The 19,384-nt window shown below is 56.8% G+C and carries 18 protein-coding genes; 12 read left to right on the top strand and 6 right to left on the bottom strand.

Going from position 1 to position 19,384, the window contains the following annotated elements:
- The first annotated feature begins 146 nt into the window (after positions 1–146).
- The 3 genes from ACAW74_RS01100 (at position 147) to rodA (ending at position 4,750) form a co-directional block, all read left to right on the top strand.
- Positions 147–1,130 (top strand): SMP-30/gluconolactonase/LRE family protein, encoded by a 984-nt coding sequence (locus ACAW74_RS01100; protein ID WP_370696338.1) that lies wholly within the window; start codon positions 147–149, stop codon positions 1,128–1,130.
- Between the two features lie 211 nt (positions 1,131–1,341).
- Positions 1,342–3,315 carry a penicillin-binding transpeptidase domain-containing protein gene (locus ACAW74_RS01095; protein ID WP_370696337.1) on the top strand — a complete coding sequence of 658 codons (1,974 nt, stop codon included), beginning with the start codon at positions 1,342–1,344 and terminating at the stop codon, positions 3,313–3,315.
- A 157-nt stretch (positions 3,316–3,472) separates the two neighbouring features.
- Positions 3,473–4,750 (top strand): rod shape-determining protein RodA, encoded by a 1,278-nt coding sequence (gene rodA, locus ACAW74_RS01090; RefSeq protein WP_370696336.1) that lies wholly within the window; start codon positions 3,473–3,475, stop codon positions 4,748–4,750.
- Positions 4,751–4,845: 95 nt separating this feature from the next.
- Here rodA and ACAW74_RS01085 read toward each other — a convergent pair whose 3' ends face one another.
- From ACAW74_RS01085 to rpsU, 5 genes are all read right to left on the bottom strand, one after another.
- Entirely contained in the window at positions 4,846–5,394 is a 549-nt protein-coding gene (locus tag ACAW74_RS01085; protein WP_370696335.1) for a hypothetical protein, read from the bottom strand.
- A 71-nt stretch (positions 5,395–5,465) separates the two neighbouring features.
- Positions 5,466–5,675, bottom strand: a complete 210-nt coding sequence (locus tag ACAW74_RS01080; protein WP_370696334.1) for a cysteine-rich CWC family protein — start codon at positions 5,673–5,675, stop codon at positions 5,466–5,468.
- The gene (locus ACAW74_RS01075; RefSeq protein ID WP_370696333.1) at positions 5,672–6,820 is read right to left on the bottom strand and encodes a methionine aminotransferase; all 1,149 of its coding nucleotides are present in this window, start codon (positions 6,818–6,820) and stop codon (positions 5,672–5,674) included. The genes ACAW74_RS01080 and ACAW74_RS01075 overlap by 4 nt, the downstream gene beginning before the upstream one ends.
- 71 nt (positions 6,821–6,891) lie before the next feature.
- On the bottom strand, positions 6,892–7,830 hold the full coding sequence (locus tag ACAW74_RS01070) for a tyrosine-type recombinase/integrase (protein WP_370696332.1): 939 nt from the start codon (positions 7,828–7,830) through the stop codon (positions 6,892–6,894).
- Positions 7,831–7,990: 160 nt separating this feature from the next.
- The gene (gene rpsU, locus ACAW74_RS01065) at positions 7,991–8,188 is read right to left on the bottom strand and encodes a 30S ribosomal protein S21 (RefSeq protein WP_015332177.1); all 198 of its coding nucleotides are present in this window, start codon (positions 8,186–8,188) and stop codon (positions 7,991–7,993) included.
- A 58-nt stretch (positions 8,189–8,246) separates the two neighbouring features.
- On the opposite strand from rpsU, the gene ACAW74_RS01060 reads away from it, so the two are divergent.
- On the top strand, positions 8,247–9,188 hold the full coding sequence (locus tag ACAW74_RS01060; protein ID WP_370696331.1) for a Ppx/GppA phosphatase family protein: 942 nt from the start codon (positions 8,247–8,249) through the stop codon (positions 9,186–9,188).
- Between the two features lie 28 nt (positions 9,189–9,216).
- On the opposite strand, the gene ACAW74_RS01055 is transcribed toward ACAW74_RS01060, so the two are convergent.
- Entirely contained in the window at positions 9,217–9,741 is a 525-nt protein-coding gene (locus ACAW74_RS01055; protein ID WP_370696330.1) for a DinB family protein, read from the bottom strand.
- An 82-nt stretch (positions 9,742–9,823) separates the two neighbouring features.
- Between ACAW74_RS01055 and ACAW74_RS01050 the strand changes: the two genes are divergently transcribed.
- The 8 genes from ACAW74_RS01050 to ACAW74_RS01015 all read left to right on the top strand — a co-directional run bounded on the left by ACAW74_RS01050 (position 9,824) and on the right by ACAW74_RS01015 (position 19,280).
- Entirely contained in the window at positions 9,824–10,246 is a 423-nt protein-coding gene (locus ACAW74_RS01050; protein WP_370696329.1) for a MarR family winged helix-turn-helix transcriptional regulator, read from the top strand.
- On the top strand, positions 10,243–10,773 hold the full coding sequence (locus tag ACAW74_RS01045; RefSeq protein WP_370696328.1) for a DUF4442 domain-containing protein: 531 nt from the start codon (positions 10,243–10,245) through the stop codon (positions 10,771–10,773). Before ACAW74_RS01050 ends, ACAW74_RS01045 begins: the two co-directional genes overlap by 4 nt.
- A gap of 20 nt (positions 10,774–10,793) precedes the next feature.
- On the top strand, positions 10,794–11,474 hold the full coding sequence (locus tag ACAW74_RS01040; RefSeq protein ID WP_370696327.1) for an alpha/beta hydrolase: 681 nt from the start codon (positions 10,794–10,796) through the stop codon (positions 11,472–11,474).
- A gap of 103 nt (positions 11,475–11,577) precedes the next feature.
- Complete coding sequence (locus ACAW74_RS01035) at positions 11,578–12,267, top strand: response regulator transcription factor (RefSeq protein ID WP_370696326.1); 690 nt, start codon at positions 11,578–11,580, stop codon at positions 12,265–12,267.
- A complete protein-coding gene (locus ACAW74_RS01030) occupies positions 12,264–13,631 on the top strand; it encodes a HAMP domain-containing sensor histidine kinase (RefSeq protein ID WP_370696325.1) in 1,368 nt (455 codons plus the stop codon). Before ACAW74_RS01035 ends, ACAW74_RS01030 begins: the two co-directional genes overlap by 4 nt.
- Positions 13,632–13,746: 115 nt before the next feature.
- A complete protein-coding gene (locus ACAW74_RS01025; RefSeq protein ID WP_370696324.1) occupies positions 13,747–15,048 on the top strand; it encodes a TolC family protein in 1,302 nt (433 codons plus the stop codon).
- 2 nt (positions 15,049–15,050) lie between these two features.
- Positions 15,051–16,139 (top strand): efflux RND transporter periplasmic adaptor subunit, encoded by a 1,089-nt coding sequence (locus ACAW74_RS01020; RefSeq protein ID WP_370696323.1) that lies wholly within the window; start codon positions 15,051–15,053, stop codon positions 16,137–16,139.
- Between the two features lie 6 nt (positions 16,140–16,145).
- A complete protein-coding gene (locus ACAW74_RS01015; RefSeq protein ID WP_370696322.1) occupies positions 16,146–19,280 on the top strand; it encodes an efflux RND transporter permease subunit in 3,135 nt (1,044 codons plus the stop codon).
- Positions 19,281–19,384: the final 104 nt, after the last annotated feature.

The following is a 19,384-nucleotide window of genomic DNA, read 5'->3' as shown; positions in this document are numbered from 1 at the left end:
GTAAACTTTGGCATTTCCTGCCGACTTTCAAGCGTTCAAGGCGTTAGGATTCGTTTAGAACGTGGTGCCAACTCCCAACTCCGCTACCTCCAGGTTCGATGAAATCGCATATTACTTCGCTGTTTGTTTGTCTTGCCGCATCTAGTATGGCTCAGCATTATCCGACGATCGGGCGCGTCGTTCGCGAAGATCCCCGCCTGAATGCGCTCCTGCCCGAAAACGCGCAGATCGAAGTGCTGGCGTCGGGCTTTGAGTGGACAGAAGGGCCGGTATGGGTGAAAGGGGCGGGTAACGCGCCGGGTTACCTGCTGTTCTCCGACGTACCCAACAACGTTATTCACCGCTGGACCGAAAAGACCGGCGTGCAGCTGTTCCTGAAGCCGTCGGGCTACACGGGGCTGGGCTCCTATAGCAATGAACCCGGCAGCAACGGGCTCGCCATCGACCGGCAGGGGCGGCTCATTGCCTGCGAACACGGCGACCGGCGTATCTCGGCTATGCCGCTCGATAAACCCGGTGGGAAAATCACGCTGGCCGATCGGTGCCAGGGCAAGCGATTCAACAGCCCCAACGACGTGGTGGTGCACAACAACGGCAGCTATTACTTCACCGACCCACCTTACGGGCTTCCCAAACACGAAACCGATCCGAGCCGCGAAACCAGGCTCTTTGGCGTGTACCGCATCGACCCCGAGGGTGAGGTAACCGTCGCGATTGCCGATCTGGTCCGGCCTAACGGGCTGGCGCTGTCGCCCGATCAGAAAACGCTATACGTGGCCCAATCGGATGAAAAACAGCCGGTGATCCTGGCGTACCCGATTCTGCCAGACGGGCAGGTGGGCAAAGGGCGTCTGGTGTTCAACGCGATCGATCTGATGAAACGGGGACTGAAGGGTGCTCCCGATGGTCTGAAAGTCGATGAGCAGGGAAATCTGTGGGCAACCGGGCCTGGTGGTGTGCTGGTGATTGCCCCCGACCCGAAAGGCGGGGCCGGTACGTTGCTGGGCCGCATCGATCCCGGCGAGGCTACGGCCAACTGCGCCTGGGGCGACGATGGCAAAACGCTATATATCACCGCCGACATGTACCTCTGCCGCATTCGTACCAACGTGCGCGGCGCGAACTGGTAGAGACCGCAGCGGCGGACCGTGCAATCCGTTGCATCTCTCTCGCGGCAGCAATTGGGCTCGTTTAACAATAAAATATTGCTGACGCCTGGGAGACGCAACGGATTGCGTCTCTACGATTATAGGCCTAACTTTGTAGAGAGGTCAATGAGACCCCTCGTAATTTGACAATAGGGCTTTATTCTCAGTGATGAGAATCAATGATTGAAAACCAGTGGTTGAAAATCGCAAATTCATTATTATCGGCGTCTTCTGTTTAGTGGGCCTGATTTACGCCGCTCGCCTGTTCTACCTGCAAATTTTAGACGATAGCTATTCGCTCGAGTCGTCGAGTAACTCCATCAAACGCGTTATCGAAATTCCGTACCGGGGTCAGATCTACGACCGCAATGGTAAGTTGCTGGTTTACAATACACCGGTTTATGATCTCTATGTGACGCCCAAACGGGTCAAAATTCCTGATACGACGGCCTTTTGCAAGATGATGGACATCACCCGTCCGGAATTCGACAGCATTATGGCGATTGCCAAAGCCTATTCGCCGCTGAAGCCGTCGGTTTTTCTGCGTCAGCTCTCGAAGGAAGATTACGCCCGAATTCAGGACGCCCTGGTCGACTACCGGGGATTTGAGCCGGTGATGAGTTCGATGCGGACGTACCCGGCCCAAACCATGGCCAACGCGCTTGGGTACGTGTCGGAGATCAGCAAGAAAGCCCTCGAAAATCAGGAAATACCCTACTACCGGCAGGGCGACTACGTAGGGCACAACGGCCTTGAAGAACAGTATGAAGTAGAGCTGCGGGGACGCCGGGGCATCAAATACGTGATGCAGAACGTGCGCGGCGTGGTGAAAGGCTCGTTTAAAGATGGAGAGTACGACACGGCAGCCGTCGCGGGCAAAAGCCTGTATACGGGTATCGACGTGGAGGTGCAGCGGTATGCCGACAGCCTGATGCAAAACCGGGTGGGCAGCGTAATCGCGCTCGATCCAAACACCGGCGAGATTCTGGCCTCGGTTTCCGCACCTACCTATGACCCTAACCTGCTGTCGTCGCGGTACTTCTCGAAAAATTACCGGAAGCTGATCAAGAATCCATACAAGCCGCTCATCAACCGGCCGATCATGGCGAGCTATCGTCCGGGTTCGACGTTCAAGCTCATTCAGGCGCTCATTGCGCAACAGCAGGGTTCATTGTATACCAACACCGTTTACGGGCACGGCGGCTCGCCCATGCGCTGCCACTGCCGGGGCGGCAACAACCTGCGCGGGGCGGTGCGGTTTTCCTGCAATCCCTACTTCTACAACGTTTTCCGCAAATACATCTATCACAACGGCAATCCCAACACGTTCAAGGCCTCGGCCATTGGCTTACAGGAGTGGTACGACCACGTAGCCAAGTTCGGCATCGGGCAAAAGCTGGGTGTCGATCTGCCGAGTGAGCTGCGGGGTAACCTGCCTACCGTAGAGACCTACAATAAAGCCTACCGGGGCGAACTGCGCTGGAAGTTCTCGAACATCTACTCGCTCAGCATCGGCGAAGGGGAGTTGCTGATCAGCCCGCTCAAGCTGGCCAATCTGGCAGCCATCATGGCCAACCGGGGCTGGTACATTACGCCCCACTACGTGAAAGGCATCGGGAAAATCGGTGAGGGGGTGCCTGACAAATACAAAGAGAAACATTACACCGACATCGACCGGCAGTATTACCTGCCTGTGATCGAGGGAATGCGGATGGCGGTGATGGCCGGTACGGTGAAGAAAGAAGCCGACATCGCCGGGATCGACCTTTGCGGCAAAACAGGTACGTCGCAGAATGCCAAATTCGGCCATAAGCACGACCACTCCATCTTTATCGGGTTCGCCCCGATGAACGATCCTAAAATTGCCATTGCCGTGTTTGTTGAAAACGCGGGTTGGGGGGGTACCGCTGCCGCTTCGACAGCCGCTCTGGTAGCTGAGCGCTACCTGAAACGCAAAACTGAAGCGACGAAGCTGCAAAACTGGCTGGTGCAGCAGAATTACATGCCGCCGCTCTCGATGCTGCCCAAACCGCGTGAAGCGAAGAAACCCGCTGATACGTCGGGCCAGAAAGCCACCCCCAAGGTGCAGAAAGATAGTCTACGCCGTCCCCGCCCCATGATGACCCAGGTAGGTACGTCAACGAAAAGCATAGTGGGAGGAAATTAAAGAAATGTACAGTGTACGATGCACAATGCGGTCCGCCGCTGCGGTACAATCAATGGTGCTGCAATTGCGTACCGGTGTATAGCGTATTGTACCGTAGCGGCTAGGCACCCGGCTGACCGCATCGTTCATTGTACATTGTTCATTGTTCATTTGTAAAATGGCCCGTAACGCTGAATTAACCCGAAACATAGATACCCTGACGCTGCTGCTCTACATTGGTTGCGTGCTGATGGGTTGGCTGAACGTCTACGCCGCAGTATATAGCCCCGAAGACCAGACGAGTATCTTCGACCTGTCAACCAACGCCGGGAAACAGCTGATGTGGATCGGTACGTCGGTCCTGCTGATTATTGCCGTGCTGGTAATCGATCATAAGTTTTACGACACCTTCGCCTTTGTCTTTTATCTGTTTATGATTGCGATGCTGCTGCTGGTGATGGTGGCGGGGGCGAACATCAAAGGGTCGCGGTCGTGGTTTAAGATTGGGTCGTTCTTGTTGCAGCCGGCCGAGTTTACCAAGATGACGACCAGTCTGGCGCTGGCCAAATACCTCGATCAGCCGGGTGTCAACCTCACCAAGCAGAAAGACCTGCTCTGGGTGGGGGGAATCATTGGCCTGCCTGCTCTGCTGATTATCCTCTCCAACGAAACGGGGTCGATGCTGGTGTTCTCGTCGTTTGTGATCATGCTGTACCGCGAAGGCCTACCCGGCTGGATTCCGCTGACGGGCGTTGTGCTGGCGGCGCTGCTCATTCTGGCGCTGATTGTACCGCCGCTCTATCTGTTTGCCGGGATTGCCGTGCTCTGCGGGGTGGTGATCCTGCTCATGCCGCGCTACAACCGTACGGCTCGCAACATCATCGGCATTGCGCTCATCGGGGGAGCCATGATGCTGACAGCCACGGGCGTCGATTTCTTCGTGAACAAGGTGCTGCAACCGCACCAACGCAACCGGATCAAGGTGTTGATCGACCCGAACGTCGACCCACTGGGGGTGGGCTGGAACGTGACTCAGGCTAAAATTGCTATCGGTTCGGGGCGTATGCAGGGCAAGGGCTTTCTGGAGGGAACCCAAACCAAGTTCGACTTCGTACCCGAGCAAAGCACCGACTTTATCTTCTGTACCATCGGCGAAGAACACGGCTTTGTCGGGAGCCTGATCGTGATCGCGCTGTTTATGGGCTTGCTTACCCGCCTGGTGATTCTGGCCGAAAAGCAACGCAGCAAGTTTGCCCGGATTTATGGCTACTGCGTAGCGGGCATTATCTTCTTCCACGTCATGGTCAATATTGGCATGACGATCGGCCTGATGCCTGTGATCGGGATTCCGCTGCCCTTCTTCAGCTACGGCGGCTCGTCGCTCTGGTCGTTTACGCTACTGCTGTTCATCTTCCTCAAACTCGACTCCCGCCGGACCAATTCGCTGTTTAGTTGAGGAAAACGTTCAACGTCCAACGTTCAATGGTGGCTGGCGCACTCATCACGCGCGCCAGCCACCATTGAACGTTGGACGTTGAACCTTGAACGTTTTTAGACCTTCTGCCGGATCGTACGGATGATGGCGAGCACTTCGGCCTGGAGCGCGTTGTCGAATTGTACGTTGACCGATTCGCGGTAAGCACCGTTGTTGAGCAGGTAGAGCACACCCACGGCATTAGCCTGTTCGGAGTAGAAAAACGTACCAAAGGGCTGATCGCCTTCGGTCAGGGTGATGGATTTGGTGAGTGTTTGCCCGTTGAACGACTCGATAGCAGGTGTCTTGCCGCCCAGCGCCGTCTGTCCGTATTGCGAGCAGCCCGTAGCTGTGCAGAAACTGTAGGCAAACTTGGCGCGTTTATCGGCGCGGTCCTGCGCAAAAAGCCAGCCATCAACCTGAATGCGGCCACCCTCGCCGGTATAATTCGCGGGAAATTTGATCGTATAACTGGCGTTTAACTGACCCAACGTCCAGCTAGTCGGGTCGGTCTGAACGGTGTTGTTCAGATTCGTTGGCGGGTTGGGGTCAACGGTAGCGCGCTTCTTGCAGGCAAACAGCACCACAAATAGCGAAACGAGCAGGGAAATACGGAGCGGTAGCATAAGTCAGGGGAAGGAAGTATCCTAAAAACGAAATTCGGTCCAAATCCGTTGATTTTCGTTTCGTTTGCTGCTCATTTGTTTTTAGACGGTAGGGGTAGGGTCGTCAACTCGGCCAGGCAACGGGTGCAAAGACAAACGTACCCACCCAGTTCCTGCTCCGTATACGCCCGAATTCGGGTCCGTTCGTCGGGCGTCAGCGTCAGTTTGGCGCAGCCGCAGTCGTGGATGGCATCGGGTTGGCAGCTAAATGGTTGCTGGCAGCGGGGGCATGTTTTTGTCATACGTGTAGTGACCAGTCGTTGAGGCGTTTGCCAGCTTCCAGCAGCATGGCATCGTCTTTGGCGAAGCAGAAACGCAGCACCTGGTAGTCGGTACGTTGCTGGTAAAAGACGGATACCGGGATGGAGGCCACGCCAATGTCGCGGGTCAGGCGCACGGCCAGTTCGTGATCGGGTTCGTCGGTCAGGCCGGCATAGGATACGTTCTGAAAAAAGGTGCCTTCCGTAGGCGTGAACCTGAAGCGCGACCCCGCCAGTGCCGACAGAAACAGGTCGCGCTTCTGCTCATAAAAGGCGAATAGTGTCCTGTACCGTTCGGGCTGTGTCAGGTACGTTGCCAGCGCGTGCTGCATCGGCGTCGAGACGCTGAACGTCAGAAACTGATGTACTTTCCGAAACTCGACTGTCAGCATGGGCGGGGCCATGCAGTACCCGATTTTCCACCCGGTGATGTGAAATGTTTTGCCGAACGAGCCGATCACGAAGGTCCGTTCGCGCAGTACCGGATGGCTGGCCAGCGAGTGGTGGGTACGTCCGTCGAACAGGATGTGCTCATACACCTCGTCGGCTACTACCAGCAGGTTGTGCGCTTCGGCGAGAACGGCTAGTTGGTCAATATCTTCGCTCGTCCAGACGCGGCCCGTGGGGTTGTGCGGTGTGTTGACCACAACGAGCCGGGTACGTGGCGTTACGAGCGAACGTACCTGTGCCCAGTCGATGCGGTAGTCGGGCGGGGCGAGCGACACATAAATGGGGTGGCCGCCCGCCAGTTCGATCGCGGGTACGTAGCTGTCGTAGGCCGGTTCAAACACGATCACCTCGTCACCGGGGTGCACCACTGCCGTAATGGCGGCAAACAGCGCCTCTGTCGCGCCCGACGTAATCGTAATCTCCTGGTCGGGGTGGTAGCTAGCTCCGTATAAACTGCTCGTTTTCTGAGCAATGGCTTCGCGCAGGACCGGAACACCCGGCATAGGGGCATATTGGTTATGCCCGTCGCGCATCGCCTGGGTGACCAGCTCGATCAGGGTGGGGTCGGTCGCGAAGCTCGGAAAGCCCTGCGATAAATTCAGAGCCCCCACATCTGCCGCCAGTTTCGACATGACGGTGAAAATGGTGGTGCCCACATTAGGTAATTTGGACTGCATAGGTAATTCAACGTTTAACGTTGATGTACGAGGGTAAATGAGGACGAAGCAGGAGCAGGCTGGTTGCGGATTCAGGACTCTCCGCTTTTTCCGCCTTTAGGGTGGGCCTGATCGTAGGTTTTCTTTAGCTGCTCGAGGCTGGTGTGCGTATATACCTGCGTAGCGGCCAGGCTGCTGTGGCCTAGCAGGTCTTTTATGGCGTTGAGGTCGGCGCCCCGGTTGAGCAGGTGTGTAGCAAAGCTGTGGCGCAACACGTGCGGACTACGTTTTTCGAGGGTCGTTACCAGCGAGAGGTACTTATTGACGATCCGCTGAATGAGCACGGGATAGGCGGGGATTCCCTTATCGCTGACCAGCAATACGGTGGGGTCGGCTTTGCCATCGAAGAACACGCGCTTCTGTTGTTCGTATTGCTCGATCAGCGCCAATAGCGGTGGTACCAGCGGAATAATCCGATGCTTATTGCGCTTGCCCAAGACGGTGATCGTCCGGTCGAAGCGGTTGATGTCGGTGGGTTTCAGACCCAGGAGTTCGCTCAGGCGAATGCCCGTACCGTAGAGCAGTTCGAGCACCAGTTTGTCGCGCAGGCCGATGAAATCCTCAGGGAAGTCGATGTCGTCGAGCAGCGTCTCCATCGGCTTTTCTTCCACGAACGTCGGGAGGCGGCTGCTTTGCTTCAACGCCACGATTTTCTGCATCGGATCAACGCTAATGCGCTGATGTCGAAGTAAATAACCGTAATAAGCCCGCAAGGTGGCAATCTTTCGGTTAACGGTCGATTTGTTCAGCCCACTTTCGACCAGGTGCACAATCCAGGCCCGGATCAGCAGGTGATCGGCGGCGGGGGGCAACCCCGCCGGGGCGGGGCAGGCCGTACCGGCGTGCTGTTCGGCCAGAAACTCGGTGAACTGAAGCAGGTCGTTTTCGTAGGCCAGCAGGGTATGGTGGCTGAGCCGTTTTTCGTAACGGATATGCCGTAAAAAATCAGAGCCGGGATCGGTTGGAGTCAACGTCGCTGTCGGGTTAGTGCGTAGTACGAAGATAGGGTATAACCGGGCGGGATCGTACCAAAAAACAAGGGACTTAACCCGATTGGATTAAGTCCCTTTAGTCGTTTACAGAGACGTAACGTCGCTGGCACTCGTGTAGCTCGCCGCCCCGGCGAACCGACTACTGTTGCGTGTGGTTGCCGTACATTTTTTCTTTGTAGGCAGCGCGAATGACATCCTTCCGACGGCTAATAGAAGGCTTCTGGAAGGCCGTACGTGCGCGCAGCTGACGCAACACACCCGTCTTCTCGAATTTCTTCTTAAAGCGTTTCAGAGCTTTATCAATCGACTCGTTTTCTTTTACGTTAATGATAATCATGTAATACCGGTATTTTTGTGTTTTGCAAAACGGACTGCAAAGATAGTGAATTCACTACATGAAACAAGCGGTTATCGACCTTGGAACGAATACCTTCCACCTCCTTATCGTCCAAAAAAAGCCGAACGCAGCCTATGAGACGTTGTTTCGGGAAAGTCGACCTGCGAAAATCGGACGATCGACGGGCGGGGGAGGCGGTATCAACCAGCGCATCATCACCGACGAGGCAATTGGCCGCGCGCTTGACGTACTAACGTACTTCCGTGAGGTGCTCGATCAGCACCAGATCGACCCTGCCAGCGTGGCTGTGTTTGGTACCAGCGCCATTCGGGTAGCCCAGAATCAGCAGGCGTTTGTCGATCAGGTACGTACCCAGACTGGCCTGTCGGTGCGCGTTATCTCGGGCGACGAAGAGGCGGGTCTTATCTACCGGGGCGTGCGGGCGTCGGGGGCTTTGTCCGACGAAACAGCGCTCATCATGGATATTGGCGGGGGAAGTGTCGAGTTCATTATCGGCAGCGCCGACCGGATCCTCTGGAAACAGAGCTTCGAGATTGGCGGGCAGCGGCTGATGGAGCGGTTTATGGGTGAATCCGACAGGCTGAGTCCCGCTGCCGTTGGGCGGCTGCACAGCTTTTTCCAAGAACAGTTATTGCCGCTGACCAACGCCATTCACCAGTACCATCCGTCGGTGCTCGTCGGCTCGTCAGGTACGTTCGACACGCTCATTGACATGCAGTATCAGCACGAGCAAGGCGTTTGGCCGCCCGCCGAACAGGCAGCCTTCACCCTGCCGGTCGCCGAATTTTACCGGGCCTACGAACTGCTGCTTACACGCAACCACGACGAGCGCATGGCCATTCCCGGCATGATCGAACTACGCGTGGATATGATTGTGGTGGCTGTCGTGCTCATCGACTTCGTGCTCAAAACTTACGGCATCAACGCCATCTGGGTATCAACCTATGCGTTGAAAGAAGGGGTGCTTAGTGGAGAGTGATAAAGGATAAAAAGCGCTTTATCACTCATCATTCACCTCTCGCCTGCTTGCGCTTTAGGCTGGCTAGGTGGTGGTAGGTGTGATGGGTGGTAAAAAAGAGCATCTCCAGTCCCGTCACTGGCCCCAGAATCGGGTGTTTCCAGACTGTGTTTCCGGTCAGATCGGCGTCGGAGAGTTTGGGGAGAATCGGCTCCACGGCTGCCAAGGTCTGGTGCCAGGCCGTGTTTTGTTCAATAAGTGACTTCGGCTGGCTTTCCCGGATCGCCGCGTTGGTCGTGGTGGGGAGTTGCGCCAGCCCGGCATTGTATTGGGCTACGATCTCGTCGTAGGAGCGTGAGGGGCGATCGGTGGGGCGCCAGTTGGCCCGTGCGGGCTCGCCATAGAGTTGTACGAGGCCATAGGTGCTTCGGAGCAGGTGCGCAAACTCCTGCTCGATGGTCCATTTCTCTCCCTGCGGAAGTGCCCAGGCATCGGCCAGACCGGGGCTGTTGAGCCAGTCGGTGATGTGTTGAAGGGCGGCAAGTACCTCGGGGCGCACGGTCGCTAACGTCATGAGTCTGATGGGGTTGTTTTGGATAGCCCAAACGTATTGACAAAAAGTTGTATATGCAACTTTGGTCTGTATCTTTGTCTGTATGACGGACGAAACGTATTGCATAGCCGGCCGGATGCGGATGCTGACGCGGCTGGTGACGAGCCTCTACAACGAGGCCTTCGCGCAGGAGGCGGTTACGTTTGCGCAGGCGAGTTTGCTGATGTACATCTTCCCGCAACCCGGCGTGCGGCAGACCACGCTGGCGAAGCAATTGCAGATTGAGAAATCGGCGATGAACCGCGACGTACAACTGCTACAGCGCAACGGCTGGCTGACCGACAACATCCGGCAGGGCCTGTTTCTGACCGACGAAGGGCGGCAACTCGCCAAACGCTGTCATAAGATCTGGAAAGTGCTGAACGAAGAGGTACGTACCCAACTCGGCCCCGACGCCGTAGCAGGGCTGTCAACATTATCCGACCAATTAACCCGGCTCACCAAAACCGGTACGACTACCGTATGAAACCTACTTTTTTGCAGACAGTACGCACCGAATCGGCCAAAACATGGCGATTCCGAACCTTGATGAACTGGTACCCTATGTTTTTTGGCACGGGGGGTAAAATCCTGTTCTGGTCGGGCGATTCGCGCGAAGTACAGGTGCGGCTGAGGCGTAACGTCTGGACCTACAACTACGTCGGGACGATCTTTGGCGGGAGTATGTTCGCGGCTTCCGACCCGTTCTACATGCTGATGCTCTACCAAATCCTGGGGAAGGATTATGTGGTCTGGGACAAGGCGGCCAATATCCGGTTTCGTAAGCCGGGCCGCACCACGCTTTACGCCCACTTTCTGCTAACTGACGAACTCATCGAGGCCATCCGCGCCGATGTAGCGCAGCACGGTCAAACCGAGCGCGTATTGCCCCTGGCCTGGGTCGATGCCGACGGCGTAGTGCATGCCCAGATTGAGCGAACCGTCTACGTAGCCGACAAAGCGCATTACGAACAGAAAAAACAGGATCGCCAATCGTCGCGTTTTGCGCGCTGAGTGGCTAAACCAGCAACAGCATGGCGCAGGAACACACCCTGACCGTATCGCGTACGGCCCGGTATTACACCTTGGGCGGCAATCCGTTGGGCACCCCGTCAGGTACGTTGCCAGCCACGACCAGGCATGTCTGGTTTGTACTGCACGGCTACGGGCAACTGGCCCAGTATTTCATTCGACGGTTCGATGTGGTCGCCAACGACGATACGGTGGTAGTAGCCCCGGAAGGGCTGTCACGGCTGTACCTCAACGGCGAATTCAGCAAGGTGGGGGCGTCGTGGATCACGCGCGAAGCCCGCGACCACGAAATCACCGATTATGTGACGTACCTGGATCAGTTATACGACCGGCTGCTGGGCGATCTGGTGCCAGGTACGTTCACGGTGACGCTGATGGGCTTTTCGCAGGGGGCGGCCACGGCCTGCCGCTGGCTCAATGCCAGTGATCGGCTGCGCGTCGACCGGCTGATTCTCTGGGCGGGTTTCTTCCCGAATGGCCTGGCCGACGTGATCGATCTGACGAAACTGGCCGATGTACCTGTGCAGTATGTGTATGGCGAACAGGACGAATACATCGAACAGATGCCTGATTCGGCCGCTTACCTGCGTCAGCTACAGACCGATCTGCCTGCCCTCGAACTCGTCCCGTTTGCGGGCAAACACACCGTCGAGCGGTCGGTGCTGACCACCTTGCTGGGGTGAGGAATGGAGAGAAAACGACCAACGTTGTATTGACTGTAGTACAGACGTTCGTTGTTTTACCAATCGTTCAACCCGATTGGCCGTGGCGACGGTCAGGTGAGGCATGAGAAAAATTGTGATTATTGAAGACGACCGGCGGATTGCCCAGAACATCAGCCGGGGCCTGCAACAGGAAGGTTATGCCACCGAGGTCGTCTACGAAGGCGAAAACGGGCGGCAACTCGCCCTACGCCCGGAGGTAGAACTGGTGATTCTGGACCTGACCCTGCCGGGGATCAGTGGTTTTGAAGTGTGCCGGTCGGTGCGGGCCGAGCGTCCTCATCTGCCGATTATTATGCTGACGGCCCTAAGCGAGGTCGAAGATAAGATTGAAGGCCTGTCGTTGGGCGCTGACGATTACATGGTGAAGCCCTTCGATTTGCGTGAACTGATTGCCCGGGTGGCTACCTGTTTCCGGCGGGCCGATCTGCGGCAGGAGCAAAAAACGGACGATGTCTGGCAGGTGGCCAATCTGACCGTCAACGCCGATACCAAAGAAGTGAAACGCGGCGACGTGGTTATTGACCTGACCGCCCGCGAATTTGCCCTGCTTGAGTACCTGATCCGCAACCGGGGGCGAGTACTGGCCAAAATCGACATCGCCGAGACGGTCTGGGGCCTCAATTTCGACCCCGGCACCAACGTAGTCGAGGTGTATATCAATTACCTGCGAAAGAAAATAGACCGCGATTTCGAACCTAAGCTCATTCATACCCGATCGGGTATGGGCTACGTGCTGAAAGAGGAAGCATGACGATACGTAACCGCATTGCGCTCCAGTTCTCGCTGATTGTCGCCTCTATCCTGATCGTTTTTTCGATCGTCATCTACCTGGTATCGGCTACGTACCGGCGCGAAGAATTCTACGATCGGTTGAAAAACAAGGGCAGGACCACCGTGCGCTTTCTGGTGGAAGTGAAAGAAGTGGATCAGGATATGCTCAAGATTATTGACCGAAACACGCTGACCGCCCTGTTCGATGAAAAAGTACTTGTTTTCGACGCTCAGAACAAGCTTATCTACGCCAGTGTCGATGATCAGGTTATTAATTATTCGCCGGCTTTACTGGCCGAGGTGCGGCAGAAGAAGGATGTCGAAACCTTCAGCGGCGAGAACGAACTGATCGGTCTACTTTACCGGCAAAACGGGCGCGATCTGGTTATTCTGGCATCGGCCAACGACCGGTTTGGTAAGAGCAAACTGGCCAACCTGCGCCTTACGCTGGGCTGGGGGTTATTTGTGGGGCTGGGGCTGACCATCGGGCTGGGGGTGTTCTTCGCCGGGCAGTCGCTGCGGCCCATCAGTCAGATCAACCATCAGGTGTCGACCATCACGGCGGGGAACCTGCAACAGCGGCTGGCGGAAGGCAACCGCCGCGACGAGATTGCCCAGCTGGCCATCAACTTCAATACAGTGCTGCAACGGCTTCAACAGGCATTTGAGCAGCAACGAAGTTTCGTCTCGCAAACGTCGCATCAGCTCCGCACGCCACTGGCCGCCCTCAAATCGGAGATTCAGCTGGGTTTGCAACGCCCGCTCACGGTGGCCGAACACGTCGAGATTCTGCACAACCTGCTGTCAGATACCGATCGGCTCATTGGCCTTACCAACAGCTTGTTGTATCTGGCCCGCACGCTCGAGACAATCAATCAACTCCCCTTTCATCCGGTGCGGGTTGATGATGCCGCTTTTGCCGCTAAAGACGAACTGCTGAGCGCCAAACCAACGTACCTGATCGACATCGACTACGATGGAATCCCTCAGACCGAAAACGATACGCTCATTGCCGGGCACGAAGAGCTGCTGAAACAGGTGCTGCTGAATCTGTTCGACAACGCGTGCAAGTACTCGCCCGACCACCGGGCCGTGGTGCGCATTCATACCGACGAGCAGTACTGTCAGATCGACGTGCGCGATCGGGGTATTGGCCTGCCGGAAGCCGATCAGGTACGTATTTTCGAGCCCTTCTACCGGGCGTCGAATGCGCAGGACTATCAGGGCTTCGGCATCGGGTTATCCATCTGTGCGCGGCTGGTGGCGTTGCATCGGGGGCGGCTCACCGTCAGCAGTCAGCTGGGGCAGGGGAGCGTCTTTTCGGTGATACTGCCTCACCTGTAGGGAGTTGACTGAGTGTTCTAATGTTTTTCTAAGCTTTTTCTAAGTGAAACCTAAAGGTGCTGTAAGCCTGCTGTAAGGGTGAGGCCGGAGCTTTGCTGCCAGATCATTCACTGGTATGCGGCGGCTGTTAGTATTCATTTTTTCAGGATTGTGTAGCCTGACGTTAGGGGCAAAAGCCGAGACGATCAGGCAATCGGCTTACGGCGAGTCCACGCCCGGCGTGGACTCGCTGGCGCTGACCTTACGGCAGGCTGATAGTTTATTTCTTCAAAACAACCTGCTGCTGCTGGCCGAACGGTTCCGGATCGATGCCGCCCGGGCGCAGGTGTTGCAGGCTAGCCTGTACGACAACCCGGTGGTTGGGTTGGAACTGAGCGCCTATAATGGCGCCGCCCGACGGGTACTCGATGTGGGTGGGGAGGGTCAGAAAATCCTGTCGGTCAATCAGTTACTGTACACGGCGGGTAAACGTAACAAGCGGATCGCACTAGCGACCGAAGCGGCCCGGCTGAGCGAGTATGAACTGCTGGACCTGCTCCGAAATCTGCGTTTTGAACTGCGCAGCCGGTTTTACTCGCTCTATTTCCGGCAGCAGACACTCCGCCATTTCGAGCAGCAGTTGGGTACGTTGCAAACGACCGTAACGGCCTATGAAACTCAATATAACCGCAACAACGTGTCGCTGCGCGAGTTGCTGCGACTAAAAGCGCTGCTGTTTCAACTCAGCAACGATCGCACGGATCTCATCTTCCAACTCGCCGACGATCAGCTGGCGATACAGACGCTGGTAGCGACTACGCAGCCGATTCGACCGCTGGTATCGGGCGAGGCACTGAGTCGCTACCGGATGCCCACTCAGCCCGACGACACCCTGCGGCAGCTGGCTACGCGTAACCGCCCCGACCTGAAAGCCACGGAATCACTCACCCGGCAGGCTGAGCTGAACCTGACGTTGCAGCGGGCACTGGCCAAACCCGACGTACGCATCGGGGGTGCGTATGATCAGGCGGGCAGCTATATCCAGCACTACCTGGGCCTGTCGATCAGCACCGACCTGCCCCTGTTTAATCGCAACCAGGGCGCTATCGAGGTAGCCCGGAACCAGATTGGGTATCAGCGGCAGATCCAGCGCCAGAAAGAACTACAGATTGGCAACGAAGTGACCACCGCCCTGCTGAAAGTGCGCGAAGTGGAACGCCGGGTGCAGAGTGTCGAGCGGTCGTTTGCCGAGCAGTTCGAGCAGTTGAACCGGGGCGTGGTGACCAACTTCCAGAAAGGCAACCTGACCCTGCTCGAATTCGTGGATCTGATCGAGACCTACACGGCCAGCATCCAGCAGATTAACCGGCTTAAGGCCGAGCGGGTGAGTGCCTACGAAGAACTGAACTACCTCATTGGAAACGACTTAGTCAACTGATTATGAAGCGTAAACGTGTGAATTATGTACTGGCTATCGGCGGATTATTGTGGCTGGCGGGTTGCCAGACCAAGCCGGTGCAGGAGCCGCAGGTAGCTTTTCGGCTGTCGGATGCGATGATGCAGCGGATTCAGGTGGCCGCTGCCGAAACGCAGCCCCTGCGCAGCGAACTAACGCTGGTGGGCAAGATAACCGCCGATGAAAGCCGCTTTATCAAGGTCTTCCCGCTGGTCGGCGGCGACGTAGAGGGCGTCAACGTCGAACTGGGCGATTACGTCCGTAAAGGGCAAACGCTGGCGTCGATCCGGTCAGGCGAGGTGGCCGATCTGGAACGGCAGCGGATTCAGGCGCAGTCGGAACTGCTGGTGGCCGAAAAAAACCTCCGCGTGGCGCAGGATCTGGTCGAAGCCAAGCTGTCGTCGCAGCGCGAGGTGGTAGCGGCGCAGAAAGAAGTGGAGAAAGCGCAGGCCGAAGTCAACCGCATCCAGGAAGTGTCGCGCATTTACGGTATCAGCAAATCATCGATGTATACGGTCAAAGCGCCTATCGACGGGTACGTGATCGAGAAAAACGTGAACCGGGGCACACAGTTGCGCTCCGATAACGCCGACAACCTGTTTACGATCGGGCAGATCAGCGAAGTGTGGGTGCTGGCCAACGTCAACGAGAGCGATATCGGTCAGGTACGTACCGGTATGGATGCGTCCATTCAGACACTCAGCTACCCTGATGAGGTGTTTCGGGGCAAAGTCGACAAGCTGTATACCGTGCTCGACCCCGGCACCCGGGCCATGACTGTGCGGGTACGTTTGCCCAACAAAGACCTCAAGCTGAAGCCCGAAATGCACGCGACCGTCACGCTGCGGTACGAAGACGGGGGGAGCTTGACTACTGTGCCTGCCAGCGCCGTCATTTTTGAGCGGTCGAAGCACTATGTGATGGTGTTCCACAGCCGCTCCGAGATCGAGACGCGGGAAGTGGAGGTGCTCAAATCGCTGGGCGACGTGGCCTACATCCGGCAGGGTGTCAAACCAGGCGAACAGGTGATTGCCAAAAACCAGCTGATGGTGTTCAACGCCTTCAACAACTAATCCAGCATGTCGAAATTCATACAGCGTGTCGTCGGTTTTTCGCTGAAAAACCGATTCTTCGTCTTTTTTATGACGGCCCTGCTGGTGGTGGCGGGGGTAGTCAGTTACCTCAACACGCCGCTCGAAGCCTTCCCCGACGTGACCAACACGCAGATTATCGTGGTGACGGAGTGGCCGGGGCGCTCGGCCGAAGAGGTCGAGCGGTTCGTGACGGTGCCTATCGAAGTGGCGATGAACTCGGTGCAGCGCAAAAGCAACGTGCGGTCGACCACCATGTTCGGGCTATCGGTCATGAAAATCATCTTCGACGATGGTGTCGAGGATTTTTTCGCCCGACAACAGGTCAATAACCTGCTGCGAAATGTGTCGCTGCCCGACGGCGTCGAGCCGGATATTCAGCCCCCCTACGGCCCAACCGGCGAGATTTTTCGTTACACCCTCGACAGCAAAGACCGCGACAGCCGCGAACTGCTGACGCTCCAGAACTGGGTAGTCGACCGGCAGCTGCGGAGCGTGCCGGGCGTGGCCGACGTGGTGGCTTTTGGCGGGCGCGACAAGATTTTCGAGCTACGCGTCAACCCCACGCAATTGACCAAGTACGACATTACGCCCCTGGAAGTGTATCAGGCTGTTACGCGCAGCAACATCAACGTCGGTGGCGACGTAATCGAGCGCAACGGGCAGGCCTACGTGGTGCGGGGGATCGGGTTGCTCACGTCCATTCAGGACATTGGCAACATCATCATTGACGAAGCGAACGGTAACCCGGTGCTCGTCCGGAACGTGGCCGAAGTGGCCGAGTCGAATCTGCCCAGGGTTGGGCAGGCCGGGCTCGACGCCAACGACGACGTGGTGGAAGGGATTGTGGTGATGCGCAAAGGTGAGAATCCGAGCGAAATTCTGGGTCGGGTTAAGGCCAAGATCGAGGAGCTGAACACCCGCATTTTGCCGTCAGACGTGAAGCTCGTGACGTTCTATGACCGGGATAACCTCATCGAATTCTGTACCGCTACCGTGCTGCACAACCTGACCGAAGGCATCGTGCTCGTGACGGTGATCGTCTTTCTGTTCATGGCCGACTGGCGTACTACGCTGATTGTGAGCCTGATTATTCCGCTGGCGCTGCTCTTTGCGTTTATCTGCCTGCGACTACGGGGCATGTCGGCCAACCTGCTGTCGATGGGAGCCGTCGACTTCGGGATCATCATCGACGGGGCTGTGGTGATGGTGGAGGGGATCTTTGTCTCGCTCGACCACAAGGCGCATAAATTAGGCATGGAGCGCTACAACCGGCTGGCCAAACTCGGGCTGATCCGGCAAACGGGTGGCGAACTGGGCAAGGCTGTCTTTTTCTCCAAACTGATCATCATCACGGCCCTACTGCCCATTTTTTCGTTCGAAAAAGTCGAAGGCAAAATGTTCTCGCCCCTGGCCTGGACACTCGGTTTTGCCTTGTTAGGGGCCCTGCTCTTCACGCTGACGCTGGTGCCGGTGCTGTGCTCGATTCTGCTGCGGAAAAACGTGCGCGAGAAAAATAACCCGATCGTCAATTTCTTCGACCGGGTGGTGATGCGGGGCTTCGATGCCTGCTATCGCAACCGCCGCCTTAGCCTCATCGCGGGCATTGCCTTTATGGGCGCCACGTTTGGGTCGGCCACGTTGCTGGGCACTGAGTTCTTGCCGCAACTGAACGAAGGCGCGCTCTGGGTCACCGCCGAGCTGCCCATGAGTATGTCGCTGCCCGAGAGCGTCGATATGGCGAAAACGATTCGGAAAGAGCTGAAAACCTTCCCCGAAGTGCGGCAGGTGCTGTCGCAGGTGGGGCGCTCCAACGACGGCACCGACCCCAACGGGTTTTACTTCTGCCAGTTTCAGGTGGATCTGAAGCCGCAAAGCGAATGGAACAAACGCCACAATGGTCATCGGCTTTCGACCGAGCAACTGACCGACGAGATGGACGCCAAACTGAAAAATTACGCGGGCATTCTCTATAACTATTCGCAGCCGATCATCGACAACGTGGCCGAGGCGGTGGCAGGTTACAAAGCGAGCAACGGCATCAAGATTTTCGGGCCGGATGTGTATGAGCTCGAAAAGTACGCCGCCCAGGCGCTGGAGGCCGTAAAGGATGTGGAAGGGATCAAGGATCTGGGCATTATCCGCAATGTGGGTCAACCCGAGATCAGCGTGCAGTTTCACGACCATAAAATGGCGCTCTACGGCGTTTCGACTACCGACGCGCAGGCGGTGATCGAGATGGCCATTGGCGGTAAAACGGCGTCGGTGCTGTATGAGGGCGAACGGAAGTTCGACATCCGGGTACGTTTCCAGCCCGAATACCGGCAAAGCAGCGACGACATTATGCGGCTGATGGTGCCCACCATGCGGGGTGGCAAAATTCCGCTTAAAGAGATCGCTACTATCAAACAGGTGACCGGTCCGGCGTTTATCTACCGCGATCTGAACAAGCGGTTCATCGGCGTGAAGTTTTCGGTGCGGGGCCGCGATCTGGGCAGCACCATTGCCGAGGCGCAGCGGCGGGTACGTGAGAAGCTGCAACCCGACAAAAACTATTCGGTGGAATGGGTGGGTGAGTTTGAGAATCAGGTACGTGCCACCGGACGGCTCGGGCAGGTAGTGCCCATCAGTATCGCCGCGATCTTCATCATCCTGTTCGTGCTGTTTGGCAAGGCCAAAGACGCCGGGCTGGTGCTGCTGAACGTGCCCTTCGCGCTCATCGGGGGCATTCTGGCGCTGCACATTACCGGCATGAACTTCGGAATTTCGGCCGGGGTGGGCTTCATTGCTCTGTTCGGGATCTGCGTGCAGAACGGCGTGATCCTGATTACGGTCTTCAACAACAACCGTAAAAACCGGATGCCGCTCGATCAGGCCATTCGGGAGGGGGTGCAGTCGCGTATCCGGCCCGTGATCATGACGGCGCTGATGGCGGCGATTGGTCTGTTGCCCGCCGCGGTGTCGACGGGCATCGGTTCGGAGACGCAAAAGCCACTGGCTATTGTCGTGATTGGCGGGCTGGTAACGGCAACGGTGCTCACGCTGCTGCTGTTCCCGATCATCTACCGGCTCTTTTACCGGTCGACGAAAGCCAAACCCACCCGGACGCTGGAACTGGCCTAGCCAGGGTGGGCTGTCTGTTAAGAAAGCTAAAGAAGAAAGGCTCCTGTGCAACCTGCGCAGGAGCCTTTCTTCTTTAGCAGGTAACGGGGTACGTCGTCGGCAAG

The organism is Fibrella musci (assembly GCF_041321105.1).
Classification (GTDB): Bacteria; Bacteroidota; Bacteroidia; order Cytophagales; family Spirosomataceae; genus Fibrella; species Fibrella musci.
Note: the sequence above shows the minus strand (reverse complement) of the source record. Positions and strands in the feature narration are given on the sequence as shown.